Annotated in this window: 15 protein-coding genes and 1 pseudogene; 10 read left to right on the top strand and 6 right to left on the bottom strand. The window is 59.5% G+C overall.

Going from position 1 to position 24,445, the window contains the following annotated elements:
- The first annotated feature begins 56 nt into the window (after positions 1–56).
- The gene (locus tag KKO72_RS14200; protein ID WP_214939620.1) at positions 57–4,541 is read left to right on the top strand and encodes a hypothetical protein; all 4,485 of its coding nucleotides are present in this window, start codon (positions 57–59) and stop codon (positions 4,539–4,541) included.
- Between the two features lie 431 nt (positions 4,542–4,972).
- Positions 4,973–5,215, top strand: a complete 243-nt coding sequence (locus tag KKO72_RS14195; RefSeq protein WP_214939617.1) for a cold shock domain-containing protein — start codon at positions 4,973–4,975, stop codon at positions 5,213–5,215.
- A 130-nt stretch (positions 5,216–5,345) separates the two neighbouring features.
- Here the strand turns inward: KKO72_RS14195 and KKO72_RS14190 are convergent, their stop codons facing one another.
- Positions 5,346–5,726: a hypothetical protein gene (locus KKO72_RS14190; protein ID WP_371736889.1), complete on the bottom strand. Its 381-nt coding sequence runs from the start codon at positions 5,724–5,726 to the stop codon at positions 5,346–5,348.
- A gap of 310 nt (positions 5,727–6,036) precedes the next feature.
- Positions 6,037–6,606, bottom strand: coding sequence for an HAD domain-containing protein (locus KKO72_RS14185; RefSeq protein ID WP_251140663.1), 570 nt, complete (start codon positions 6,604–6,606; stop codon positions 6,037–6,039).
- Positions 6,607–7,284: 678 nt separating this feature from the next.
- Here KKO72_RS14185 and KKO72_RS14180 point away from each other — a divergent pair.
- The 3 genes from KKO72_RS14180 to KKO72_RS14170 are packed head-to-tail and all read left to right on the top strand — an operon-like array spanning position 7,285 to position 10,651.
- Entirely contained in the window at positions 7,285–7,947 is a 663-nt protein-coding gene (locus KKO72_RS14180; RefSeq protein WP_214939608.1) for a VWA domain-containing protein, read from the top strand.
- Complete coding sequence (locus KKO72_RS14175; protein ID WP_214939605.1) at positions 7,944–8,705, top strand: PP2C family serine/threonine-protein phosphatase; 762 nt, start codon at positions 7,944–7,946, stop codon at positions 8,703–8,705. Before KKO72_RS14180 ends, KKO72_RS14175 begins: the two co-directional genes overlap by 4 nt.
- Before the next feature lie 5 nt (positions 8,706–8,710).
- Complete coding sequence (locus KKO72_RS14170; RefSeq protein WP_214939602.1) at positions 8,711–10,651, top strand: helix-hairpin-helix domain-containing protein; 1,941 nt, start codon at positions 8,711–8,713, stop codon at positions 10,649–10,651.
- A gap of 661 nt (positions 10,652–11,312) precedes the next feature.
- On the opposite strand, the gene KKO72_RS14165 is transcribed toward KKO72_RS14170, so the two are convergent.
- A complete protein-coding gene (locus KKO72_RS14165; RefSeq protein ID WP_214939599.1) occupies positions 11,313–12,104 on the bottom strand; it encodes a DNA/RNA non-specific endonuclease in 792 nt (263 codons plus the stop codon).
- Positions 12,105–12,287: 183 nt separating this feature from the next.
- On the opposite strand from KKO72_RS14165, the pseudogene KKO72_RS14160 reads away from it, so the two are divergent.
- The 5 genes and pseudogenes from KKO72_RS14160 to KKO72_RS14140 form a co-directional block, all read left to right on the top strand.
- A pseudogene (locus KKO72_RS14160) lies at positions 12,288–13,949 on the top strand (DNA internalization-related competence protein ComEC/Rec2); the annotation flags it as partial.
- A gap of 192 nt (positions 13,950–14,141) precedes the next feature.
- Complete coding sequence (locus KKO72_RS14155) at positions 14,142–15,665, top strand: circularly permuted type 2 ATP-grasp protein (RefSeq protein WP_214939596.1); 1,524 nt, start codon at positions 14,142–14,144, stop codon at positions 15,663–15,665.
- 28 nt (positions 15,666–15,693) lie between these two features.
- On the top strand, positions 15,694–16,656 hold the full coding sequence (locus KKO72_RS14150; RefSeq protein ID WP_214939592.1) for an alpha-E domain-containing protein: 963 nt from the start codon (positions 15,694–15,696) through the stop codon (positions 16,654–16,656).
- Entirely contained in the window at positions 16,653–19,922 is a 3,270-nt protein-coding gene (locus tag KKO72_RS14145) for an EAL domain-containing protein (protein ID WP_371736888.1), read from the top strand. Before KKO72_RS14150 ends, KKO72_RS14145 begins: the two co-directional genes overlap by 4 nt.
- Before the next feature lie 58 nt (positions 19,923–19,980).
- Complete coding sequence (locus KKO72_RS14140) at positions 19,981–20,850, top strand: HDOD domain-containing protein (protein WP_214939589.1); 870 nt, start codon at positions 19,981–19,983, stop codon at positions 20,848–20,850.
- A 44-nt stretch (positions 20,851–20,894) separates the two neighbouring features.
- On the opposite strand, the gene mltB is transcribed toward KKO72_RS14140, so the two are convergent.
- From mltB to KKO72_RS14125, 3 genes are all read right to left on the bottom strand, one after another.
- Positions 20,895–22,040, bottom strand: a complete 1,146-nt coding sequence (mltB, locus tag KKO72_RS14135; protein WP_214939586.1) for a lytic murein transglycosylase B — start codon at positions 22,038–22,040, stop codon at positions 20,895–20,897.
- A gap of 14 nt (positions 22,041–22,054) precedes the next feature.
- On the bottom strand, positions 22,055–24,079 hold the full coding sequence (locus KKO72_RS14130; RefSeq protein WP_214939583.1) for a DUF3488 and transglutaminase-like domain-containing protein: 2,025 nt from the start codon (positions 24,077–24,079) through the stop codon (positions 22,055–22,057).
- A partial coding sequence (locus KKO72_RS14125; protein WP_214939578.1) for a DUF58 domain-containing protein occupies positions 24,076–24,445 on the bottom strand: 370 nt, incomplete at its 5' end. The genes KKO72_RS14125 and KKO72_RS14130, both read right to left, overlap by 4 nt.

Genomic DNA, 24,445 nt, shown 5'->3' with positions numbered 1-24,445 from the left:
ACTGAATGTGACAACCAGAAAGTTGGCTAACGCCTCAGGACAGTATGGGAGTGTGCATGGTGTTGAGCTTGGATTTCAAAAATATTCGTGAACATCGAGGAACGCAGAACGGCGGCTTCGAAGAACTCTGCTGTCAGCTGGCTGCCTTGGAGAACCCGGCTACGGGCTCCCGGTTCATCCGGAAAGGTCCAGGAGCCGACCAAGGCCTCGAGTGTTTCCGGACCTACGCGGACGGGCACGAGGTTGGCTGGCAAGCGAAGTACTTCATCAACGGATTCGATGACGGACAAGTAAACGACCTGGACGACTCGTTACAGCGAGCGCTCATCGCCCATCCGCAGTTGACAATATTCGTTGTCTGCCTGCCCATCGACCTGCGTGATAACCGCTCTGGCAGGAAGGCCAGCGAAGTTCAGCGCTACGAGAAGTGGCGCAAGAAGAGCATCGAGGACGCAGCCGCCAAAGGCAGTACCATCGAAATCGAACTCTGGAGCGCTTCAAGCATCGGGGAACGCCTTGGGCGCGACGACCCCGCTTACTCTGGACGAGCATGCTACTGGTTCGACACCGTCAGGTTCAGCTCGGCCTGGTTCCGCGACAAGCTTGACGTGCAGCGTCACAACCTGGGTGAGCGCTACAGCCCCGAAAGCCACGTGGAGCTGCCGATTCAGCAGGCCTTGCAGGCGGTGGCCCGCAACCCAGAATTGCTCGCTGTGCCTGCGACCTGGGCAGCCGAGATTACGTACAAAATGGACGGCGCGGTCGGTAGCTTGTCGCGCGAAAAGCTGTCGTCTGCTGCCGACCTAGTACGACAAGCCTGCGAGCCGCTGCTGCAAAGTCTAGGCGCACCTCCCGCGGCGCTGGAAGCGTCGGTGCCCCTGGAGAACTGGGCGAACATGGCGGCCGCGGTCATCGACAGCGTCTCCGAGGCCCTGACCGATGTCGAAGACAAGGTCCCCGAGAAGAGCCGCTACATCCCCCGCAAGGACCTGTTCGACCTCTATTCGGCGGTCGACCATGTCCGCGAGGTAATTGCCAGCGTGCGATGGCAGCTCATGAACAAGCGCGAGCTGGTCATCTCGGGCCCTGGTGGCATCGGCAAATCGCATCTTATCGCTGACTTCGGACACAAGCAGCTCGAGGCAGGCCGCCCCTTCATCCTGGTCCTCAGCGGAAACCTGAACGATGGAGACCCCTGGGAGCAAATCAGAGGTCAGCTGGACCTGGCCAAGGTGACAACCGCCGACTTTCTGGGCGCGTTCGACGCCGCCGCCGAGGCCGCCGACTGCCGGGCTGTGCTGGCGATTGACGCCCTCAACGAGAGGCATGGCATCGCACTGTGGGAGACACGCCTACCAGGGTTCATCCGGCTGGTCCAGAAGTTCCCTCGACTGGCCCTGGTGCTGACTGTGCGCAGCACGTACTTCCGCTTCCTCCCACTGAAGGGTATTGAGAACGTCGTGCACCCCGGCTTTGCCGGCCATACCGGCGCTGCAGCAAAGGCCTACCTCGACCGCCGCGGCATCGCGCGACCAAGCTCTCCCAACCTGGCGAGAGAGTTCGAGAACCCACTGTTCCTTCGAACCTGCTGCGAGTACCTCGACACCGAGGGCCTCAAGCAGTTGCCCAAGGGGATGGACGGCGTCAACGTCATCTTCGACTTCTACCTGACTGCGGTGGCGGATAAGATACAAAGGGAGCTGAAGCTCATCCCCGAGCGGAAGATTCCGCGCAAGGCGTTGGAGCAGTTTCTGGAAGCCTGTGCGGCTCGTGGCGACGGCGGAAGCCTTCCCATGGAAGACACCATCAAGCTGCTGGAAGATATCCACAACTCGGGCGGCTACACGGAGCACAGCCTCTTTTCTGCGTTCATGTCAGAGGGTGTCCTCACCCAGGACGTCGAATGGCAGCCCGGCGGCGCTCACAAGGAAATCATCAGGTTCACGTTCGAGCGACTGTCGGACCACCTCCGTGCAAAAAGGCTCATCAGCCAAGTTGACCGTGCTGACGTCAAAGGCTCGTTCCAACGAGCGCCACTTGCAGTCCACTTCGACCCGTCTCGTAGCTGGCAATTTGCTGGAGTCATCGAGGCCCTGGCAGTGCAACTGCCGGAGGCGTTCGACCTCGAGCTGTTCGATGTGCTGCCCAAGGAGACCCTCGACGACCCTTCACTCTGCGACGCTTTCGAGAATTCGCTGGCATGGAGAAGTTCAAAGGCGTTCACAAGCCGAACGGCCGGATGGGTGGAGAAGCTATGCGAGGCCACTAGTCGCTCGGCCTACGGCTTGATGCTCCTGGTCAGCACTGAACCTGAGAACCTGTTCAACGCCAACTGGCTACACAAGGACCTGTGGCCGCGTCCGATGCCGCACAGAGACGCTGTATGGTCGGTGTTTCTGGCGCAGGACGACTTGGGCGAGGGCGGCGCAGTAGTCTCGCTCATCGACTGGGCCTGGGAGGCTGACGCCAACGAAGTCGATGAGCAGCGCCTCTGGCTTGCAGCGGTCACGCTAACCTGGTTCTTGTCGACCAGCAACCGTGCTGTGCGCGACCGCGCCACCAAGGCGCTCGTGAACCTGCTTTCTTGCAAGCTCGGTCACGCTGCGGCCCTCGTCGACCAGTTCGCCGACGTCGACGACCTGTACATCATAGAGCGCCTCCTCGCCGCCTGCTACGGCGCTGCGATGCAGGGCATGGACCGACCCCGTTGCCGCGTGCTGGCCGCTTCGGTCTGGAAAAACTACTTTGCTGAAGGCAAGCAGCCACCGCTGAACCTGTTGGCCCGGGACTATGCATTCGGTCTCCTGCTCTACGTTGAAGCCGCAGGCCAGTTGCCAGCGGAGGTGTACCTCGATACGTGCAGGGCAAAGTTCAAGTCAGCCTGGCCGCTGGAACCTGTATCGGAGGACGACCTTCAGAGATACCAGGGGAGTGGATACGGGGATTCGATTTGCGCCTCGACGAGCGAGCACGGCGACTTCGGCAACTACACCCTGAGCAGTTGGTTGCACGACATCGTAGATGCACCGCGCTACCTTGCCGGCAACACCACCAAGGAACTCTTCGAACGCTGGCAGGCAGCGCTGATAGACAAGGGAACGGCTGAGCAGCAAGAGTCCTATCTCGCGCTGCGCAAGCTGACGTTCGACTACCGCCGGCAGCCGCTGCACTTTTCCCTCAACAAGAAGGGCACGGGCAAGTCCGAGCAACTCTGGGCCGAAATTGAGCAAGCCAACGAGGCGTTCAAGGACAAGCTGTCAGAAGAGCTTCGCACCGAATACGCCGAGTTCGCGGAACATCATCTTCTTGAGGCCACTCGTATGCGGGACGACAACCGGCGCCCGTCGGGGCTCGACCACGGGCCAGTACGGCGGTGGATTTGCGAGCGAGCGCACCAGCTCGGGTGGACCGAAGAGCTCTTTGAGAAGTTTGAGAGGGGCGGGAGTATCAGCTACGACCGCATGGGCAATCACCGCGTGGAGCGCCTCGGCAAGAAGTACCAGTACATCGCGCTCGCTGAGGCGACGGCACGCTTGACCGACAACTTAGCGATGTGCTCGTGGGGAGACGACGGCAAGCTGAGGGCGTTCGAGCCGGGCCCAGTCGGTCGCTACATGAAGTGGGACCTGGACCCATCCCTCCTTGTTCGAAGCACACTCGAAACCGGCTGGGCGGCGACGCCAGTCACATGGTGGACCCCGGCAGCTCCCCGACTGCCGTCTGGAGACACCGACCTGCTCCTTGCATGGGTACACGTCGAGAGCGACCTTTGCAACGACGTCAATCAAATCGAGGTGACGAGCCCCGACGGCGAGCGTTGGCTGACGGTCTATGGCTTTCGCCACTGGGCTGTGCCGGGGCAGGGCAGGCGCACACACGCTGACGCTTGGTCACGCGTCAGCTGCCTGGTCACCGCTCAAGGCAACGGTCCCCAACTGGCCAAGGAACTGCTCGGCAGGCACCGTGGTGATGCATCGCGCTTGTGGGAAAGCGGCACCCTGCTCCCGTTCCTGGGCGAGCACGGATGGCGCGACCCACAGTCAATCGAGTTGGAACCGAACATCAGTGCTGGCATCAAGACGCCGTATGCCGGCATCGTGGAATCCCTGAACGCCGAAGGCGGCGGCAATGACAACTCGGTCGACGAAGGGTTCGCGCTCCAGCTGCCCTCGTCAGGCATCATCAAGGCGCTGGACCTGCATCTGCGCAGCGGCAAGGCGCCAGAATACGTCGACGCTGGCGGCACGCTCCGATGGCAGGACCCCTCACTGCGTTGGCGTGGTTCTGGGGCCGGTGTGGCGTCTCGCGACTACTTCGTGAGCAAGCTTGCAATCGTGGGACTTGAGCCGGTATGGGTGCTGGCCGGCGAGAAGAGCGTCTATGTAGGCAACGACATCGGGGTGTCCATGGGAGGGTTTGGCGGCGGCCTGTATCACACCACCGCCTTCGCCATGGAGGCTGGCGTCCTTAAGTCATTTGGTACGAAGACTGATTTCCATGCACCGAGTGCAGAACAACTGGAAAAACTGAAGGCACGGTGAAGCGCATGCAGGCACAACTTGGTCGACCCACTGGCTCAAGCCATCACGTTACGGGTTTCGCCACTCGGAGAGTGGCTATTGATGCCGTAGTGGGGGGCACGGCGGCCAGCCAGTTGTTCACGTGGAGCCACCAGTGGCGGCTGTTCGTCCAATTCGTGTGCGGAAATCTTTCTGTTGAGAATGTGGCCGCTTTCGGTATCGCCCGCGTCTAGTTCCGCCTGCCATTGTCAGGGGCGATAACTTTGGCTATGCACTTGAATCGGCTCAGCGAGCGGGATTCTTGCATTTGAGATTCGTCGAATGTATCTCCCCATACCCCAACTCATCCTGAAAGTGTTGATTGACTTAACGGCAGGCAACCTTCCCTGCATCCTGAGTTGTGACAATTCTGTGCATACGCTACATTTGAAAACATGAAGGAGCGATTCATCATGTCACAACAGGCTGAAACAACCGTCATCTTGCAATCAGGCTCTGTCACACGACTTGAGCCTCAAGCGGGTTTCGGCTACGTGCAGGACTCGAAAGGTGAAAACAGCTACATTTTTCTTTTTGGGAAAGCCATAAAGCACGCTCAAGTCCATAACCTCTTTGTTGGAGCGTCTGTTGCGTTCCGTGTAAGTGGGCAAGGGCATGTCGATGAACTTGTTGTGTGCCACGACGCGTCACATTGAGTTTTCAAGCTGAATCGAAAGCAAGCCAAGAGGTGTGCACAAAGCGTTCTCCAGCTTCTGCAATGAGTTGCATGTCCAGGTTCTGGTCGTCAGTTGAGATGCGGGTTTATCCCACTTTCATAACCCACGTTCAATTTTCGGTGTGTGCTCCAGCAGCTTTGCGCAGCATATTGATGACAGAGGGGTTAGCATCTTTGAGACGTTCTGGTTCTGCAGAGTACCCATGAAGCTCATGTAGCGCATAAGCTACAGCGCCAGACCTGGAGTACCCGCCCTCGCAATGCGCGACGATGGTTCTGATACGCGGAGGTAGCGTCTCAACAAACTTCAGCACGGCGACGGCTTGCTGCATAGTGAACGCTTCTTTCAGTTTTTCACGACCACGCGTGGATAGGTCGCCGTTGAGGTGGTCTACATCTGCAAAGCTCAACCGGAGCAGATGTTCAAACCCCTCAATTTTGGCAAGGGGCCGCTCAGGCGCAGTGATGGAGATTATGGCTACGGTCGGCAACGGCGGGAGTCTCTCGGCTTCCGACCGCGAGACTGCAAAGACCTGTCTAGTCGTACCCGGTCTGTAAAGCGCGTCGATTACAAATTTCAGTCGTGGTGTCATGTGGGTGGCGAAATTGCCTCATAACTCAGCGTAGCGGAAATCGCCCGGATTAATCAGGATGTTTAGCTGGGTCTCCCTGTATTTCTTGACGAGGTAGGTCATGTTGTCACCGTGGTAGTTGAATCACCTGCACGTGATGCCAGTCTTGCGATTCAGAATCCTCACTTCATGCTCATACACCCTATCGAGTAATTCCAGATTGCTGCTGTTATACGTTGTGCATGTCCCATAGCACTTTCCGGAGCTTGTCCAAAACGCCAGTCCCTGAAATTCCCTCATATGGGTCTGTCTGAATCCACGGCACATTGGCAGGCCAACCTTCGAAGTTGTCGTCCAATGCGACCCAGCGAGCGGGCCGTCTCATTGACACATCAGCAAGCACCTGTTCACCTCGTGGTGTCTGAAGAAACGTTTGCTTGTCCATCGCGCGGGAGTGAAAAGTTGCTCCGATGCACCGTCTTTGCAACGCATCGGGAAGTCGCTTTTTGGTTGCGGAAAATCCATATCTGACGACCCAAGAGGTCGACAGAACTATCTGCAAGTTGGGGAACGGCACCAATTCGGCGACAAGGGATTCAGCGTGTTGAAAAAGACTGTATCGCGACGGCGCGACGAGGTAAGCTCCTTTTTTGGGATGCCAAAGACAGTTTTCGTGATGCAAGACACCATCAAAGTCCAGAAAAAGGACAAGTTGACCAGTGCCTTTCACAGGACGGTCCTCAATCCAGCACTGAAATGGCAATGCCCTAACCAATCGCCGAACCGTGGAAGTGAGCATTCACCTCTGCGCAGGTATCCCGCACGAGAACTGGTTCGGAGAGTATTCAGGTGTGAAGTCAGCATCAATAGCATCCCCTGGTCCATAGACCATTCAAGGACGCTTCGATGTGGAGTTTGTCGACGCGTGATTCGTGGCCGATTAGCCACCAGCCTCAGTCAGCTGCTCAACTTTGGAAGTTTCAAAAAAGCTTATTTACCATCTTGACGAAGTTCGTCAGCTCCACGGCAGGTTGCCACCCCAACTTCCAACTCAGTCCGGTATTTCAGAACTGATGATTTGATGATAAATGGGAACACTTATTTGTGCAAGTTTCTGGGAACAATCTGGACCGATTGGTGTGAGGGCTATACGGTGAGCATTTCTCTCTTCTTTGAGGTAGAGCGTGTCCGTTTTATCGTCCGCTCAATAGCCTCAGGCGCGAATTGGTGGTCGCATAGCCTCGGGCTCAAAGCACCATCGCGGATGGGGCTGGCTTACCAATCCGAAACGTGCCGTGTACAACCCCGCGTCTATTCTCGGACCACATTTAGCTTTTGGTCGTTACTGAGCGCTATACGGCGACAAGCGCTAAGACGGTCGCTCTTTTTACATTCTTCTGCGCTGGCCGCATTGGGCGCTGGCTGGGCTCTGATACACTTTTTTTCAAATTTTAGAGTAACCGCAAAGGGAGTGACGATGAGCGACCAGATTTCATTTGATACCAACGATTTTGCGAGCAATCCGGAGCCCCGATGCCCATGTGTGCTCCTGTTGGATGTATCAGGCTCCATGAGTGGTGCGTCGTTGAATGAGCTGAACGCTGGGCTGGCAGTGTTCAAAGACGAGTTGGCGGCTGACGCACTCGCAATGAAGCGGGTAGAGGTTGCCATTGTCACTTTTGGACCTACAAAGATTGAAATGCCATTCACGAGTGCTTCGACGTTCTATCCTTCAACGCTCGTGGCCCAAGGTGACACCCCCATGGGCAGCGCCATCATGCAGGCCCTGGAACTGGTTAAAGACCGCAAGAATGAATACCGGTCAAATGGCATTTCGTATTACCGTCCATGGGTTTTCCTGATTACCGATGGTGGGCCGACAGACGCATGGCAAGCAGCAGCTGCTGCGGTTCGTGAAGGTGAAGCTTCCAAGCAGTTTGCTTTCTTCGCCATTGGCGTCAAAGGGGCAAACATGGACGTGCTCAAGCAAATCAGCAGCGCTCGTGAGCCACTTTCGCTTGAAGGGTTGAAGTTCCGCGAACTTTTCAGCTGGCTTTCGAGCTCGTTGCGGTCAGTCTCTCGCTCCACTCCCGGCACAGAAGTCCCCTTGGAGTCTCCCAAAGGCTGGGCAGCCGTTTGAGCTGGCGAGTTGTATGTGCCTCAGAAGTTGGCACCTCACATGTTGCGGTTGGCCGCGACTGCGAAGACAGTTGTTGGGCCCAAGTTGGCGCAACGGCCAACGGTATGCCATTCCTGCAATTGTTTGTGGCGGACGGGGCCGGGAGCGCGTCCAACGGCGGTGAGGGCGCAGACTTAGCTATCCAGGCCGCGGCGGACTTTGTTGACAAGAAACTGCGACAGCCGGAATTTGGGCTCAGTGACGAGCTCGCTACGCAGTGTGTCATGCACGTTCGCGACAAGTTGTATGGCAGGGCAGACGCACTTGGGCTCAAAGCTCGTGACCTCGCTTGCACGTTCTTGGGCGTGCTGTCATGCAAATTAGGCACGTTAGTCCTGCAGATTGGGGATGGCGGAATTGTGCTGGATGTGGGCCAAGGGCTGGAAGTTCCTGTTGTGCCAATGTCTGGGGAGTACGCCAATATGACGCACTTCATTTCTGACGAAGACGCAGTCAGTCAAATGGTGACAAAAACATACCCGGGCATTGCCTCGCGCATAGCGGTTTTCAGCGATGGCTTGCAGCGATTGGCGCTTAATATGGCGGAAAACACGGCCCACGAACCGTTTTTCGACAAGTTTTTCAAGGTGCTTGGTGCGTCCAGCCCTGAGCAGGATGACCAATTGCATGGCGCGCTGGTTCGGTTCCTCCAAAGTCCGGCGGTCAACGACCGCACAGACGACGACAAGACTTTGGCATTGGCTGTCCTCACCGAGTAGGCGGTATGGCCAAGACGCTGTTTACATCCAAGGGAACGTCGCTGCAGCTTGGGCGCGAACTTGGGAAGGGTGGCGAGGGCACTGTATTCGAGACCCCATCGTTGTCAAACCAGGTGGTCAAGCTATACCACCAGCTCCCCGATGCAAAGAAGCAAGCGAAGCTGACCTTTATGGCCAGCACTGCTGACCAGCAACTGCTGAACTACGTGGCTTGGCCGCAGGAAACGATTCATTCCTCAAGGGGTGGTCCGGTCGCAGGGTTTTTGATGCCACAGGTGGTGGGCAAAGACCCGGTTCACATGGTCTACAGTCCGGCCCACCGGAGGCAAGACCGCCCGAAAGCAGCGTGGGACTTCCTTCTTTATGTGGCGAGGAACACCGCCGCTGCATTCGATGCGTTGCACACTCATGGACATGTGCTTGGGGACGTAAACCAGGGCAACGTCTTGGTGGGGGGCGACAGCAAGGTCGTCCTCATCGACAGCGACTCATTTCAGGTTAACGCTAAAGGCGTTTTACATCTGTGCGAGGTTGGTGTCGCCCACTTCACTCCACCTGAGCTGCAGGGCCTTTCGTCGTTCCAAGGGTTCACAAGAACGGCCAACCATGACAACTTTGGTCTGGCGCTGTTGATATTTCACCTACTTTTTGGGGGCCGACACCCGTATTCCGGTGTTCCTTTGAAGTCTGGCGTAGGAGACGCGCTGGAGACTGACATCAAGGGGTTTCGATACGCATATTCCCGTGATGCGGCGAGCCGGGGGATTTCTCCGCCACCGCGTTCGATTCCCCTGTCAATGGTGCCAGACAGTATGGAAGCCATGTTTCAGATGGCTTTTACTGAAAAGGGCGCGTTGGGTGGGAGACCTACTGCAAAACAGTGGGAGCACGCCCTGGACGGCGTTCGGACTCGGCTAAAGAAGTGTGGTGCGTCTTCGGTTCACGTCTACCCAGACCACCTTCCGAAGTGCCCCTGGTGCGCACTTGAGCAACAGGGCGTGGTCTATTTCATTGACCTTGGCGGCACCTACACCACGACAGAAACCGGGTTCAATTTGACCCAGGTGTGGGCTCAAATAGAGGCAATACCCGCTCCGCCGCCCGTTTCCGAGCCAAACATAGGCGGCATCTCAGTGGTGCCAACCCCCTTGCCGGCAAATGTCCCTGGAGGAGGGACTGCTGTTTTCTTCAGGGTAGTTGTTGTTTGCGTCGCCTTTGCCTGCGTTGCCGCCATGCCACAGGCATGGATATTGTTTGCGTTAGGGGCCTGGTTCGCTTGGGCCGCCGCAGGCTCGTCGGGCTCGAATGAGCGCGCAGAAGAATGGAAAAAGCGCAAGGCAGCCGAAGAGTCTGCTCGCAATTTGTTCAATTCGATTCTCGGGCGAATGAAAAATGAGGCAGGCCCCGAGGGGTTCCATCAGAAGAAGGCGGAGCTGAAAAAGCTTAAAGACGAGCTGCAGGCAATCCCAGCGCAAGAGGCCCAAGAACTGAGTAAATTGCATTCCACGGCTCAAGAGCGCCAGAAGCAGAAGTTTCTGGAGAGGTTTTTTATTGACACCGCGGACATCCCGGGGGTGGGCCCAGCTCGAAAGGCTGCACTCCGGTCTTTTGGCATAGAAACGGCAGCAGACGTTTCTCGAAATCAAGTGATGCAGGTCCGGGGGTTTGGCGAAAGCCTTACCCGCGCGGTCACTGACTGGAAGGCAAGTGTCGAACGGCGGTTTGTGTTCAACCCTGCAAATGCAGTCTCAGAAGCCGATAAAAATACAGTGCGGGCAAAGTTTGGTGCTCGCAAGAGCGCAATTTCAGCAAGCCTGCGTGGCGGCGCTGCCGAATTGCAGCGATTTAAGCAAATGGCAGCCTCGCGCGCCAGTTCACTGCAGCCGCAGTTGGACCAAGCGGCAAAGCTGCTGGCCCAGGCACAGAGCGACCTTACATTGTTGTGAAGCGTTGGACTCCCTGATGAGTGTGAGCGCGTCCACGGGACTTGCGTTCGGCGTTGTCGGCACCCCTACGGCCCTCCATCAGCGCCCGTCCTCTCGATTTTAGGCACCACTGCACGTTCGTTTCACGCTTGAAGAACCGACCCACGGCCTGGCTAACTTGTAGCCTGTCCTAGGCCTAGAATGGCTCGACTTGCCGGCCCATCATGCCCATAAGCGTTCGCAAAAACAGGGAGTAAAAAATGAAACTGAGCCAAGTTCTTTTACTGGCATGCGCCGCGCTGCTTTTCGGGTGCGCAGCCCCTGTTTCTGGGGTGTATTCACCACCTCCCGGTACAGTCCCAGCGTATGACACTGTGGGTGACCGGGCCACGTTGGCTTCGACGCGGCAAACGCTGGCCGCCAAGAGGCAAAGATTGAGCGAGGTCAAGTTGCAGGTCGAGATTGACGCACTTCAGAAGGAGGTAGCCGACCTGGAGGCTCAAATAGCCGCCTTGGAGAAAAGACTCGAGCAGCATGAACTGGCAAGGCTTACCCCGGCGCCGACCCAGACAACTCCGACATACACCGCCCCGGCCGCCACACACGTGGGCCCGCGGGGTGGCTGCTACGTTTACAGCAAGAGCGGTAAGAAGAGATACGTCCCTTGCTGATTTAGCTTCAGTCAGCGCTGCTTGTTAAGCACGTCCCATCCCCAATCTTTCACGAAATCAGCATAGGATAACGGCGGTCCTCTATAAGGAGTTGAGTCGTTGGGTAGCAAATGAACCCAGGTCTTATCTGCCTGCGGGTCGTGAACGAGCTTGAATAGATGAGTTGGCACCCAAACGCCGGCACCGATGGTTTTTAAGCCTTCTTTGAACAGCGGGCCAGAGTAAACAAAAACTGGTCCCTTGGCCCTGAGCGCATACTTTCGAGTGTCCGCCTCCAGCTTTGACCATATTTCCCTGTTGTTGACTGCATTTTGGGCAACGATGTTGGACAGGGCAAAGGACTGTGCCATCGCAATCTCATCGGTCTGGTCTGCCGCAGCGGCGAGGTGGCCTCGGTCCAGCCCACTTCCCTCGAAGTCACTCAAGGCTGCCCGCTCAGCCTTTGGTAGCCGCGGGTCCTCGAAAAAGACATTGGTTCTTTTTAAGCCTGATGCACCCTTAAGGAGCGTGCCGTAGAGCCTTTCGACCACGACTAGCGGTGTGCGCGAAAGCCCAGAATGCAGAACTGCAAAATTGTTTGAGCATAAGCCACGGGGCTTCCATTTTTCCGACACCGAATTCAGTGCAATAGGTACGCCGCCTGGGAAAACATCTTTGCATCCGTCAAAGTCAGAGCTTCGCTGTGCTGGCTGGTAAAGAGAAATTGGTTCTCTGGCCAAACTTTCGGCGGAACTTTGCGTAAAGGCAGTTGAGCTCAACGCAACTGATAGGTAGAGCGTTATTTTGCAGAGCTTGTTTTCCATGGAGCCTCGTTGGCTCGATGGTAGCGCGCCTGCCGTCGCAGCCCCCAGGGAAGAACTCTTTTGTTCACAAAAAACGAAGGGCGAATGGTCAGGGAAGGACTTTCTTTGCGAATTGTTCAGAAGCACGTTCCAGGGAAGAACTTTCGTCGGGGATTTAACCAGGGAAGAACTCTTTTGTTGGCTGCCATCGAACGGGCCGACTGGGATGTGTTTCGTGCCACCGGTGTGGCCCATTTGATGAGCATTTCGGGCCTCCATATCACCATGTTTGCCTGGCTGGCCGCTGCACTGGTAGGAAGCTTGTGGCGACGTTCCACGCGACTGTGCCTGTGGCTGAGTGCACCGAGTGCGGCCTTGCTGGGTGGCCTGGTGCTGGCGGCGTTGTACGCCCTGTTCAGCGGCTGGGGCGTGCCCGCCCAACGCACGGTGCTGATGCTGGCCACCGTGGGGGTCTTGCGTTTGCTGGGTCTGCGCTGGCCATGGCCGCAGGTCTGGTTGCTGGCCTGTGTGACGGTGGTTCTGCTGGACCCGTGGGCCCTGTTGCAGGCTGGCTTCTGGCTGAGTTTTGTCGCTGTGGGAGTTTTATTTGCTTCAGATTCGGGAGCTGTCAGCTCAATCGATAAAAGGGCTAGGGGTCGATTTGTTGCCATGCTGCGCGAGCAATGGGTGATCACGCTGGCGCTCACGCCCTTGAGCCTGCTGCTGTTTGGCCAGGTCTCGCTGGTGGGGCTGCTAGCCAATGTGTTGGCAATTCCGCTGGTGACACTGCTGGTGACACCTCTGGCCATGGTCGGGGTGGTTGTGCCAGGTCTGTGGGCCTGGGCCGCTGGGGTGATTGACCTGATGGGCGAGGTACTGCGCTGGCTGGCAAGCTGGCCATGGTCGGTGCTCTGGGTGGCCAAAGCCCCGTGGTGGGCTGGCGCGGCAGCGGTGCTGGGAGGCGCGCTGCTGGCCTTGCGCCTGCCTTGGAGCCTGCGTCTGGCCGCACTGCCGCTGGTGCTGCCGGTGCTGTTGTGGCAGGCCCCCAGGCCACTACCTGGCCAGTTTGAGTTGCTGGCGGCAGACATCGGGCAGGGCAGTGCGCTGCTGGTGCGCACCCGACACCATGCCTTGTTGTACGACGCCGGCCCGCGTTTCAGCAGCGAAAGTGATGCCGGCCAGCGTGTGCTGGTGCCCTTGCTGCGGGCTTTGGGGATGCAGCTCGACACTGTGATGCTGAGCCACCGCGACAGCGACCACACCGGTGGCGCCCAGGCGGTGCTTAGCATGCAGCCGCAGGCCCAGCTGATCAGCTCGATGGCGGGTGAGGACAGCCTGGTCACACAGGACCCGGCCACGCGCTGTGTGGCAGGCCAGCGCTGGCGGTGGGACGGGGTGGATTTTGAGGTGCTGCACCCGCAGGCCACCGACTATGGTCGGCTCACCAAGCCCAACGCCTTGAGTTGTGTGCTGCGCATCGCCAACGGCCAGCAGACAGCCTTGCTGGTGGGAGACATCGAGCAGCCGCAGGAAGCCCAATTGGTGCAGGCCCTGGCCAGTGGTCCGCCCGGTGCCGTGCCCAAATTACGTGCGGATGTGCTGCTGGTGCCACACCATGGCAGCAAGTCCTCCAGCAGTGGCGCCTTTCTGGAGGCAGTGCAACCGCGCATTGCGCTGGTGCAAACCGGTTACAGAAACCGCTTTGGTCACCCTGCCGACCCTGTTTTGGTGCGTTATCAAGCCCTTGGAACCCGCTTGTTTGATACGCCCCATTGTGGTGCCATGACCTGGCAGTCGTGGTGGTCGCAGACTGTGCGCTGTCAGCGCCAGGTTGATCAGCGTTACTGGCACCACCGGGTGCCTTGAGGGCCGATCTTCAAAGCCCTTGCTTACTTACAAAGCAGTTTTTGGGAGAAAGCTGTGACATCGGCACTGCAGGAGGCACTGCAGGGAAAGCCTGATGACAGGAAAAAGGTGCATAAACAGACATGTGCGGCAGAGGCAGTAGCCCGTTGATTGGCCCAAAGCTTGCTATCGTTTGCTCAGGAGAAGATATTCATGCAGAAATTCGACGAGATGTATACGCGTTTGCCCTATGAGTTCTTCACCCATGGCGCACAAATCCGCGATCACTACAAAATTTACGACGAATGGCTAGCCCGCCAGCCGGGCGACATGATGGCCAAACGCCGTGAAGAAGCTGAGATGATCTTCCGCCGTGTCGGCATCACCTTTGCGGTGTATGGCGACAAGGACGAGGACGGTGCGGGCACCGAGCGGCTGATTCCGTTTGACCTGATTCCGCGCATCGTCCCGGCCAACGAGTGGCGCATGCTGGAGGCCGGTCTGGCCCAGCGCGTCAACGCCCTGAATCGTTTTCTGCATGACATCTACCACGAGCAAGAGATTCTGAAAGCTGGGCACATTCCGCGCGAGCAGATTGAACAAAACGCCCAGTTCCGTCCGCAGATGATCGGTGTGGATGTGCCCAACCAGGTGTATTCACAGATTTCGGGCATCGACATGGTGCGTGCACCTGACGCCCAGGGCAAGGGTGAGTATTACGTGCTCGAAGACAACCTGCGGGTGCCCAGCGGCGTGAGCTACATGCTCGAAGACCGCAAGATGATGATGCGCCTCTTCCCCGACCTGTTCAACAAACACCGGGTGGCGCCGATTGCGCATTACCCTGACTTGCTGCTGGAAACCCTGCGCGAGAGCAGTCCTGCCACCACCGCAGAACCCACCGTGGTGGTGCTCACCCCCGGCATGTACAACAGCGCTTATTTTGAGCACGCTTTCCTGGCGCAGCAGATGGGGGTCGAGTTGGTGGAAGGCCAGGATTTGTTCTGCAAGGACAACTTCTGCTACATGCGCACCACCCGTGGCCCGCAGCGGGTGGATGTGATCTACCGCCGTGTGGATGACGATTTTCTTGACCCCACGGTGTTTCGCCCCAGCTCCACACTGGGCTGCGCCGGGTTGCTCGATGTGTACAAGGCTGGCCATGTGAGCATCTGCAACGGGGTCGGCACGGGTGTGGCTGACGACAAGTCGATCTACCCCTATGTGCCCAAGATGATCGAGTTTTACCTCGGTGAAAAGCCCATCCTCAACAATGTGCCGACCTACATGTGTCGCAACAAGGACGACCTGGCCTATGTGCTGGCCAACATGAAAGACCTGGTGGTCAAGGAGGTGCACGGTGCTGGCGGCTACGGCATGCTGGTAGGTCCCGCCTCGACCCAGGCCGAGGTCGAAGACTTCAAAAAAGCCGTCAAGGCCAACCCCTCGGGTTACATCGCGCAACCCACACTGAGTTTGTCGAGTTGCCCGACCTTTGTGGAGAGTGGTATTGCCCCACGCCACATCGACCTGCGCCCGTATGTGCTGAGCGGCAAATCCGTGCAGATGGTGCCGGGTGGCCTGACCCGTGTGGCGCTGAAAGAAGGCTCGCTGGTGGTCAACTCCTCACAAGGGGGGGGCACCAAGGACACCTGGGTTCTGGAGGATGACCGCTCTGCCGCCGTCCACGCGGCACAGTCGCAGACCCAATCCAGCACCGAGCCCGACGCGAGCTGAGCACCCAGATCACCCAAGAAAGCCACCTATGTTGTCACGAACCGCCGACCACCTGTTCTGGATGAACCGTTACACCGAGCGAGCAGAAAACACCGCGCGTTTGCTCGATGTCAATTACCAAACCTCGCTGCTGCCGCAGTCCGAGGCCGTGGCGCTGTCCGGCTGGCAGGGGCTGCTGTCGATCAGCGAGCTGATGTTCAGCTACCAGGAAAAACACGGCGAGATCAATGCCAAAAAGGTGATGGACTTCATGGTCAAGGACGAGAGCAACCCATCCAGCATCCTGTCTTGCCTGACCGCTGCGCGTGAAAACGCCCGCGCCGTGCGTGGTGCCCTCACCACCGAGGTCTGGGAAACCCTCAACCAGACCTGGCTGGAAGTCAAACGCAAGGTCAAGGTGGGTGAGTTCGAGGAGGATCCCGCACAGTTTTTTGACTGGGTCAAGTTCCGCTCACACCTGTCGCGGGGTGTCACGGTAGGCACCATGCTGATGGATGAGGCGCTGTACTTCATGCGCCTGGGCACTTTTTTGGAACGCGCCGATAACACCGCGCGCCTGGTGGATGTGAAGTTCCATGCGGTTGAGAGCGACTTTTATGGCACGGCCAATCTCAAGAAAGACCAAGAGTACGATTTCTACCACTGGAGCGCCATTTTGCGCAGCGTCAGTGGCTTTGAGGTGTACCGCAAGGTCTACCGCGACGTGATCAAACCCGAGCGTGTGGCTGAGTTGCTGATCTTGCGCCCCGACATGCCGCGCAGCCTGCATGCCAGCCTCAACGAGGTGGTGGGTAACCTCAAAATGGTGGCCAATGACCAATCAACAGAAACCCAGCGCCGGGCCGGCAAGTTGCGCGCCGAGCTGGAATACGGTCGCATTGACGAAATTCTGGCAACCGGCCTGCATGCCTACCTGACGCAGTTTCTGGACCGGGTCAACGACCTGGGTGCCCACATCAGTCGGGACTTTCTGATTCCGACCCCAGTGTGAGGGCGCTGCGACAGGCGATGCGTCTGCAGATCAGTCGACGTTTCAGGCCGGTGGCGGCCTGGCTGGGTCGCTTGAGCGTCAGCCGTAAGCTGACGCTGATTTATTTGTTGGACTTGACGGCGGTGATTTTTGTCTCCGGCATCCTGATCAACGAAAAATACCTGGCGATCGACTTTGCCCGCAAGGAAATGGTGGGCATCAGCTACACCAATGCGGTGCGTGATGTGTTGATGCCACTGGTCGGCACACCCAGCCTGGCCCAGGTTGACATGACTGCCGCACGTTATCGGCTTGCTTCACAGCGGGCGTTGAATGACGTGCGGCTCAATGCACAGGCCGACAGCCAAACCTTTGTTACCCGTCTTGATGCGCCAAACTCCGAAGCGACGGTTTTGCCAGCGTCACTCAAACCGATGGTGTCCAGCGCCCGCGCACTGATCACCACGGTGGGCAACCAATCGAATCTGATTCTCGACCCCGACTTGGACAGCTACTACAACATGTCTCTGGTGGTGCTGCGCTTTCCCGAGTTGGTGGATGTGCTGCTCGACACCGCGCAGACCGTCGGCAGGCGTCCACCGAAATCAGCGGCGGCGTCCTCGCTCCACAGCACCACTTTGCTGATTCTGGCGGGGCGGCTGGATGCTATTCGCCAGGGGATCGCCTCAGACTATGCCCAGGCGCTGGCGGCCGGTAGCCCTGCACTCAAGGCCGCCTTGCAACCGCAGCGGGAAAAATTGGATGCCCAGTTGGCAGGGCTGCTCAGCCAGGTTCAAAAGGCGTCTGAGCAAGGTACCACCGAGCAGGATCGTCAGACTTTTGCCCGAAGCTATGGTGCGTCGCTGGACACGCTGAGCCAGGCCTGGGGTGCCTCCTCGCGCGCGCTGGACGGTTTGTTGCAGGCCCGTGTGCAGGCCTTGTTTCACAAGATGTGGCTCCATCTGGGCACCGCCTTGGCCTTGTTGCTGGCCATTCTGAGCCTGGTGTTCACCGTGGCGCGGCTGATTGCCAGACCCTTGAAACAACTCGCGGGGGTGGCCAACGATGTGCGCCAGAGTGGCAACTACAACCTGCGGGCGCAGTGGGACAGCCAGGACGAGATCGGCCACCTAGTCCACACCTTCAACGGCATGCTCGCGCAGCTCGACCAGGACCGTTCGGCACGTGAGGATCTGGCCGCCAACGCACGTGCGGCGCTGGCCCAGGCCGAGCTGCTGGAGTCGATCCCGGTGGCGATGATGGTCACCTCGATCCCCGAGCATCAGGTCTTGCATGCCAACGAAGCGGCCCAGCCCTGGCTGGCCGGTTGCACCACCGACCCCTGGCACAAGGGCCTGGAGCCTGGCGTGCGTTCGCGCTTTTTCCAACAACTCTCAGACCGTGACCAGATCGACGAGTTCGAGGTGCGTTGGCTCGGTGGTGTGGAGAGCGCGTGGGCGGTGCTGTCGGCACGGCGCCTGAGTTTTCAGGGCCAGGACGCGGTGCTGACCACCTTCACCCCGATCAATGTGCTCAAGCTCATGGAGCAGCGCATGGAGTTGTGGGCCAAGGTGTTTGAGGCCTCCAGTGAAGGCATCATCATTCTGGACAGCCAGCAGCGGGTGCTCAGTGTCAACCGGGCCTATTGCCGCGCCACCTCCTACGATTTTTATGAGGTGGTGGGTGAACATCTGGGGCGGCTGCTTGGGCACGAGCAGCACAAAACGGCCGACGATGTCCCGGATGTGATCGATGCGGTGGTGTTGTCCGACATGATCCGCGCCATCCACAAGCGCAACGAGTGGCAGGGCGAGGTGTTGCTGCGCAAACGCACCGGTGAAACCTACCCGGCCTGGATGATGATCTCGGCGGTACGTGAGTCCTCGCTGCAGGAAGACATCTCACACTACATTTGTATCGCGGTTGACATCACCGACCGCAAACGCACCGAGGCTCGGGTCAAGTTCCTGGCCCACCACGATGTGTTGACCGAACTGCCCAACCGTGCGATGTGTGTCGAGATGCTGGAGGCCGCTCTCCAGCAGGCCAGCGTCAGCGGTGAATGCCTGGCGGTGCTGTTCATTGATCTGGACCGCTTCAAAGTCATCAACGACACCCTGGGCCACCACATCGGTGACGGCCTGTTGCAGTCGGTGGCACAGCGCTTGCAGCAGTCGGTGCGTTCTGGTGATCTGGTCAGCCGCCTGGGTGGGGACGAGTTTGTGGTGATCCTGCGCCAGCTGCAAGACGGTGCCCAGGCCCGCTGGCAGGCCGAGCAGCGCCTGATCCCGCTGATCCGCCAGCCGCACCAGGTGCATGGTCATGAGCTGCGGGTGTCCTGCAGTGTGGGCATTGCGATCTTCCCGACCGACGGCCACGATCTGGTGGAGCTGATGCGCCGCGCCGATGCCGCCATGTACGAGGCCAAAACCGCCGGTCGCGATGCCGCCCGGGTGTTTGATGTCTCGATTGACCTGGCCATCCGTGAGCGCCAGTCGCTCGAGCAGCACCTGCGCCTGGCGCTGGAGCGCGGTGAATTCAGCCTGCATTACCAACCCCAGGTGGACGCACAGAACCAGCAGGTGGTGGGTGTGGAGGCCTTGTTGCGCTGGCACAGCGCCGAGTTGGGTGAGATCTCGCCCACCCGTTTTATCCCGGTGGCCGAAGAGTGTGGCCTGATCCAGCCGATCGGTCGTTGGGTGATGAACGAGGCGTTTCGCCAAAAAGCCGCCTGGGAGGCCATGGGTCTGGATGCGCTGGATCTGTCGATCAACCTGTCAGCAGCGCAGCTGGCCGACACTGAGCTGGTGGGCCTGGTGCAGCACTGCATTGAACGCCACGGATGTGACCCCCAACGGATGGTGCTGGAAATCACCGAGTCCCATCTGATGGCCGACCCGGTGGCTGCCAGCGACAAGCTCCTGGCCATCAAGGCGCTGGGCCTGCAGCTGTCGATTGACGACTTTGGCACCGGCTACTCCAGCCTGGCCTACCTCAAACGGTTTCCGATTGATGAGTTGAAAATCGACCAGTCTTTCGTACAGAGTATGCTCGATGACGAGGCAGACCTGGCCATCGTGCGCTCCATCATTGCGCTGGGCCACGCGCTGGGCCTGCGCCTGGTTGGCGAAGGGGTAGAGCATCAGCAGCAGGCCATCCAGCTCAAGGCCCTGGGTTGTGACGAGTTGCAGGGTTATTATTTCTCGCGACCGCTGAGCGCGCGCGCACTGGAGCAGCATGTGTTCCAGGAGCCAAAGAAGCTGGAGCACAGACACGCTTGTGTTTGACCTGACTCGGGGGTCCGGTCCGGGTTTCGCGGCAATAATCGGCATCAGGAGTTTTTGCATGTCCATCCGAGCCTTGAACCGTGAACTGGATGCCGCGCGCGACGCGGGTCCGGTCAAAGATATTGTCATTCCACCCTGTCCGCAGTTGCTGGTGCAATTGCAAGAGGAACTGGCTCAGGCGGACCCCAACCCGCAACGGGTGGCCGAGATTGCGGGTGCCGACGTGGCGATGGCCGCCGCGCTGATCAAGGTGGCCAACAGTTCCTTGTACGCGCGCCGCGAACCGGTGCAGTCGGTGGTGCAGGCGATCAACATGCTGGGTGTCAAACCCACGGCCAGCATCCTGACCGGGTTTTTGCTGCGCAACGCCATTCGCATTGACCCGACACTGATTGAGCATTTCTGGGAGTCGTCCACCCGCCGCTCCTTGGCCATGGCCCACATTGCCGGGCAGATGTACGGGCTGGACCTGGATGTGTGCAAAACCTGCGGCCTGTTTTTTCACGTCGGCATCCCGGTGATGCTGCAAGGTGTGCGCGGCTACAGCGGCACCCTGGTGGAGGCCATGGCGCGCCAGGACCGCACCTTTGTCCAGACCGAAAACGCCGCCCACCGCACCGACCACGCGGTGGTGGGCGCGATTGTGGCCAAAACCTGGCGCCTGCCTGCCGAGGTGGTCTACGCGGTGCGGCTGCACCATGATTTCTCATCACTGACCGACAGCCATGTGCCACTGGGCGTGCGTCAGCTGGTGGCCATCGCTGCCATTGCCGACCACCTGGTGGCCCGCCACGAGGGCGTCAAAGAGCAGCGTGAGTGGGAAAAACATGGGGCACAGTGTCTGGACTTTCTGCAGATCGGTGCCGATGAGGTAGAGACCTGGGTGGACGAGTTGTACCCGGTGTTTGAAGGGGTAATCGTCTCTTAGCCCTTATTCCATAAGGGCATGTAGCTACTTTTAGTGCAGCATATTCAGGGTCTCGCCGGCACTAAAACGGCGTCCTGGGTGGTGGCCGCATCCAGCTGCTTTGCTGCTTTCAAGACCGCCTGACCCAGTTCAATCACCGCCATCGCGTAATAACTGCTCCAGTTGTAGCGGGTGATCACGTAAAAGTTCTCGGTGCCTGCCAGGTAGCTGGGCGGCGCATCACCGTTTTGCAGCTCAATCAGCGCCAGTTTGCCGGGGTGGGACTGGGCAGCCGCCTCCAGCACCACACCTTTGGCCTGGACATCCGCCACACTGAAAGTCGGCAGGATGTCGGGCGCCAGCAGCGTGGGCAGGTCGAGTCGGGTGCTGTCAAAACTCAGAGCAAAATGGGTCGGCTGCCCGGGCTGCCAGCCAAAAGCGGCCAGGTAGTTGGCCACCGAGCCAATCGCATCCCCAGGGCTGGTGAACAGGTCGACCTTGCCGTCTGCATCAAAGTCCACCGCATGTTTGTGCCAGCTGCTGGGCATGAACTGCGGCAAACCCAGTGCCCCCGCATAACTGCCGCGCCACAGCGTCGGGTCGATGTCACCACGTTGCATCATGCTCAGAAATTGCGCCAGTTCTCCTTTGAAGTACTGGCTGCGTGCGCCAGCGCGTGGGTGACTTTGGGGAAAGTCAAAGGCCAGCGTGGCCAGCGCGTCAAGCACCCGATAAGTGCCCATTTGCTGGCCGTAGATGGTTTCCACACCAATGATGCCGAGCACGATGTCGACCGGTACACCGGTTTGGGCTTGTGCCCGCAGCAAGGTGTCGCGGTGTAATTGCCAGAAGGCGACCCCGGCTCGGATGCGTTTGGGTTCAATAAAACGGCTGCGGTAGAGCTGCCAGTTTTTGGCCACACCCACGGCGGGTGGTGTGACGGCCTGAGCGATGCCCTGGATGTAGCGCGCTTGCCCTATCGCTTGGCGCACCCAAGCCGGGTCCAGGTCGCGCTGCTGGGCGATCTCGTCGGCCGCTTGCATGGCGTCACTGCGCTGGGCATAACTTGGGCCGGGCACCGGGGTGCTGGCCACTGTTTTGGCCTTGTGTTTCGGATGATGTGGGTGTTTTTTGGCCTCAGCCCCTATGGGTAAAGCGGTGATAGCTATCAAAAGCAGTGCAAGTAAAGGTCTCAAGGCAAGCAAAGGCATGGTCAGTCGGTGTTTCAAACACCCCAGCGTAGGCGCCGGAGTTCGTGCTGCAGTGTAGTGAGCTGGCGCTTGTGGCTGCTGTGCCCATTTGGTGGGGCGTAGCGCAGCGCTTCCAGGCGCAGCAGCCAGTTCATCAGCGCCTGGACCTCGGTGGAGGTTCCGCCTTGAGCAGCCCGCAGCTGCTCGGCCAGTTCACGCGCTGTGCTGTTGTCTGACGCGGGCAGCCCGGCGCTTAACAACCGAGTCCGGGCCTGTGCCAGCAGACGCAGCCAGGGGTCCTGCCGCTGCCGCTCCCAGGCACTCCAGCCCGCGCCAAGCAGGCTCACTGTCACCACGATGGCACACAGCAAGAGAATCAGGTCTTCCCAGCTGGGCGCCTCAAAACCGATGCTTTTGAGCAAATCGAGCTGGCTGGCTTGGGTGTAGTTCAGCACCCACTGGTTCCAGCGGTTGTTGAGCGCATCCCAGCTGGCACGCAGGTTCAGCGCAAAACGCGGGTTGACATTGCCCAGGATGGCTTCGGCCAGCACACCGCGCTGTGGCTCCAGCCGGGCAAAACTGCTGGTGCGCATGGGTGCCACCATGGACGTTGGGTCAACCCGCTGCCAGCCCTGGCCTGGCAACCAGACCTCGGCCCAGGCGTGCGCATCACTCTGGCGCACGGTCCAGAAACCGTCCACCGCGTTGCGCTCACCTCCCTGGTAACCGGTGACCACCCGTGCGGGCACGCCAGCACCGCGCATCAGGATCACAAAACCCGCCGCAAAGTGTTCACAAAACCCGGCCTTCCGGTCAAACCAGAACTCGTCGGCACTGTCGCGACCAGACAGACCGGGCTCCAGCGTGTAGACAAAACCACCGGTACGCAAACGCTCCAGCGCGGCCTGCACCAGGTGGCTGTTCGCACCCTCACCGGCAGATGCCTCCCGTTGCAGGGTCTGCGCGAGTGCCTGCGTGCGCGGGTTGAAGCCGCTCGGCAAGGCCAGGTAGGGCGCCAGCCGGGTCGGGCTCTGGTTTTTGCCGTAGCTGAACTGGGGGTAACTGGTGGCCTGGTAACGCAGCAAGGCGGTGGCCTGGCGGTCTTGTTGCCATTGCAGTTCGGCCGACATCCGTGCGCGACCCTGTGGCAGCTCTGGCGCGCCGGGGGTGGCGTCCATTGTCAGCAGCCAGGGCCGCTGGTTGGGCTCTAGCGTGACCTGATAAGTCACTGCAGGGCCCTGCACCTGCAGATCGGCGTCGGCAGCGCGCCACACGCCCGCTGCCTCGCTGGGCCGCCAGCGCACGCCGTCAAAGTTGGACAGCACCGGGCCACGAAAGTACAGGTCTCTCTGCGCTGGCGGTGTGCCACTGAAGTTGATACGCATGGCCACACTGTCATCGAGTGCCAGGCTGGCGATGTTGCCTACCGTCATGTCGTTGGACAAGCCACTGCGCCCGGTCATCGCATCCCCCGGCAGGCCCCAAAGCGGAGCCATGCGCGGAAACAGCAAAAACAACACCAGCATGATCGGCGCGCCCAACAGCGCCATGCCCCCCGCGGTACGTGCCGACTGCCACAGCGGCGGGCGTCCTACCGGCAGGTGGGCGTTGACCAGCGCTGTCAACAGGCCCCACAGCGCGATCAGCATGACGGCGGCGGTCAGCAGAGACTGCGAGTAGAAGAAGTTGGTCAACATCAGGAAAAAACTCAGGAAGAACACCACATAGGCGTCGCGCTGGGCACGTAACTCCAGGGTTTTGAGTGCCAGCAAGACCACCACCAGGGTCACCCCGGCGTCACGCCCGAGCAGGGTTCTGAACGACAGCAGTGTGGCACCCACCGCCACCACCAGCAGGCCCAGGCGCCACCAGCGTGAGGGCAGCGCTTGACCACGCCAGGCCAGCACGCCTCGCCACAGCATGAGCGCCCCAGTCAATGGCCCACACCACAGCGGCAACTCGGAGAGCATGGGCGCCACCACCCATGCGATTACCAGCAGCATAAAGAGCGTGTCGCGGGTGTCCCGCGGCAAGTGGCTCAGGGTGTCGGGCAGCTTCATGCGAGAGCCAGCGCACGCAGGCAGCGTTGCAGGTGTTGTGGGCCGTGGTCGGGGCCGATGTCCTTGCCCCCCAAGCGCAGGCCATAGCGCAGACCCAGCTGGTCGGCCCGCAGCACCCAGGCGCACAGGCGGTTGAGCTGCTGCTCGGGATGCGCCAGAGCGGTCAGCGGGCGGCTGAGCCAGAGGTCATGCTGCTGCGCGGCCACACTGTCGCGGCTGACCAGCGCGCCGGTTTTGGCCACCTGTTTCCACAGGATATTTTTTAAGGGGTCTCCGCGCCGGTAGGGGCGGATGCTGTCGGGCTCGCCGTGGTGATGCGGGGCGGTACGGGTCGGGCCGTGGCCGGTCTCAGAGGCGCCATCGGGC

Source organism: Rhodoferax sp. U11-2br, assembly GCF_018619435.1.
In the GTDB taxonomy this organism is placed as follows: domain Bacteria; phylum Pseudomonadota; class Gammaproteobacteria; order Burkholderiales; family Burkholderiaceae_C; genus Rhodoferax.
This window is presented reverse-complemented; position numbering and strand designations above follow the sequence as displayed.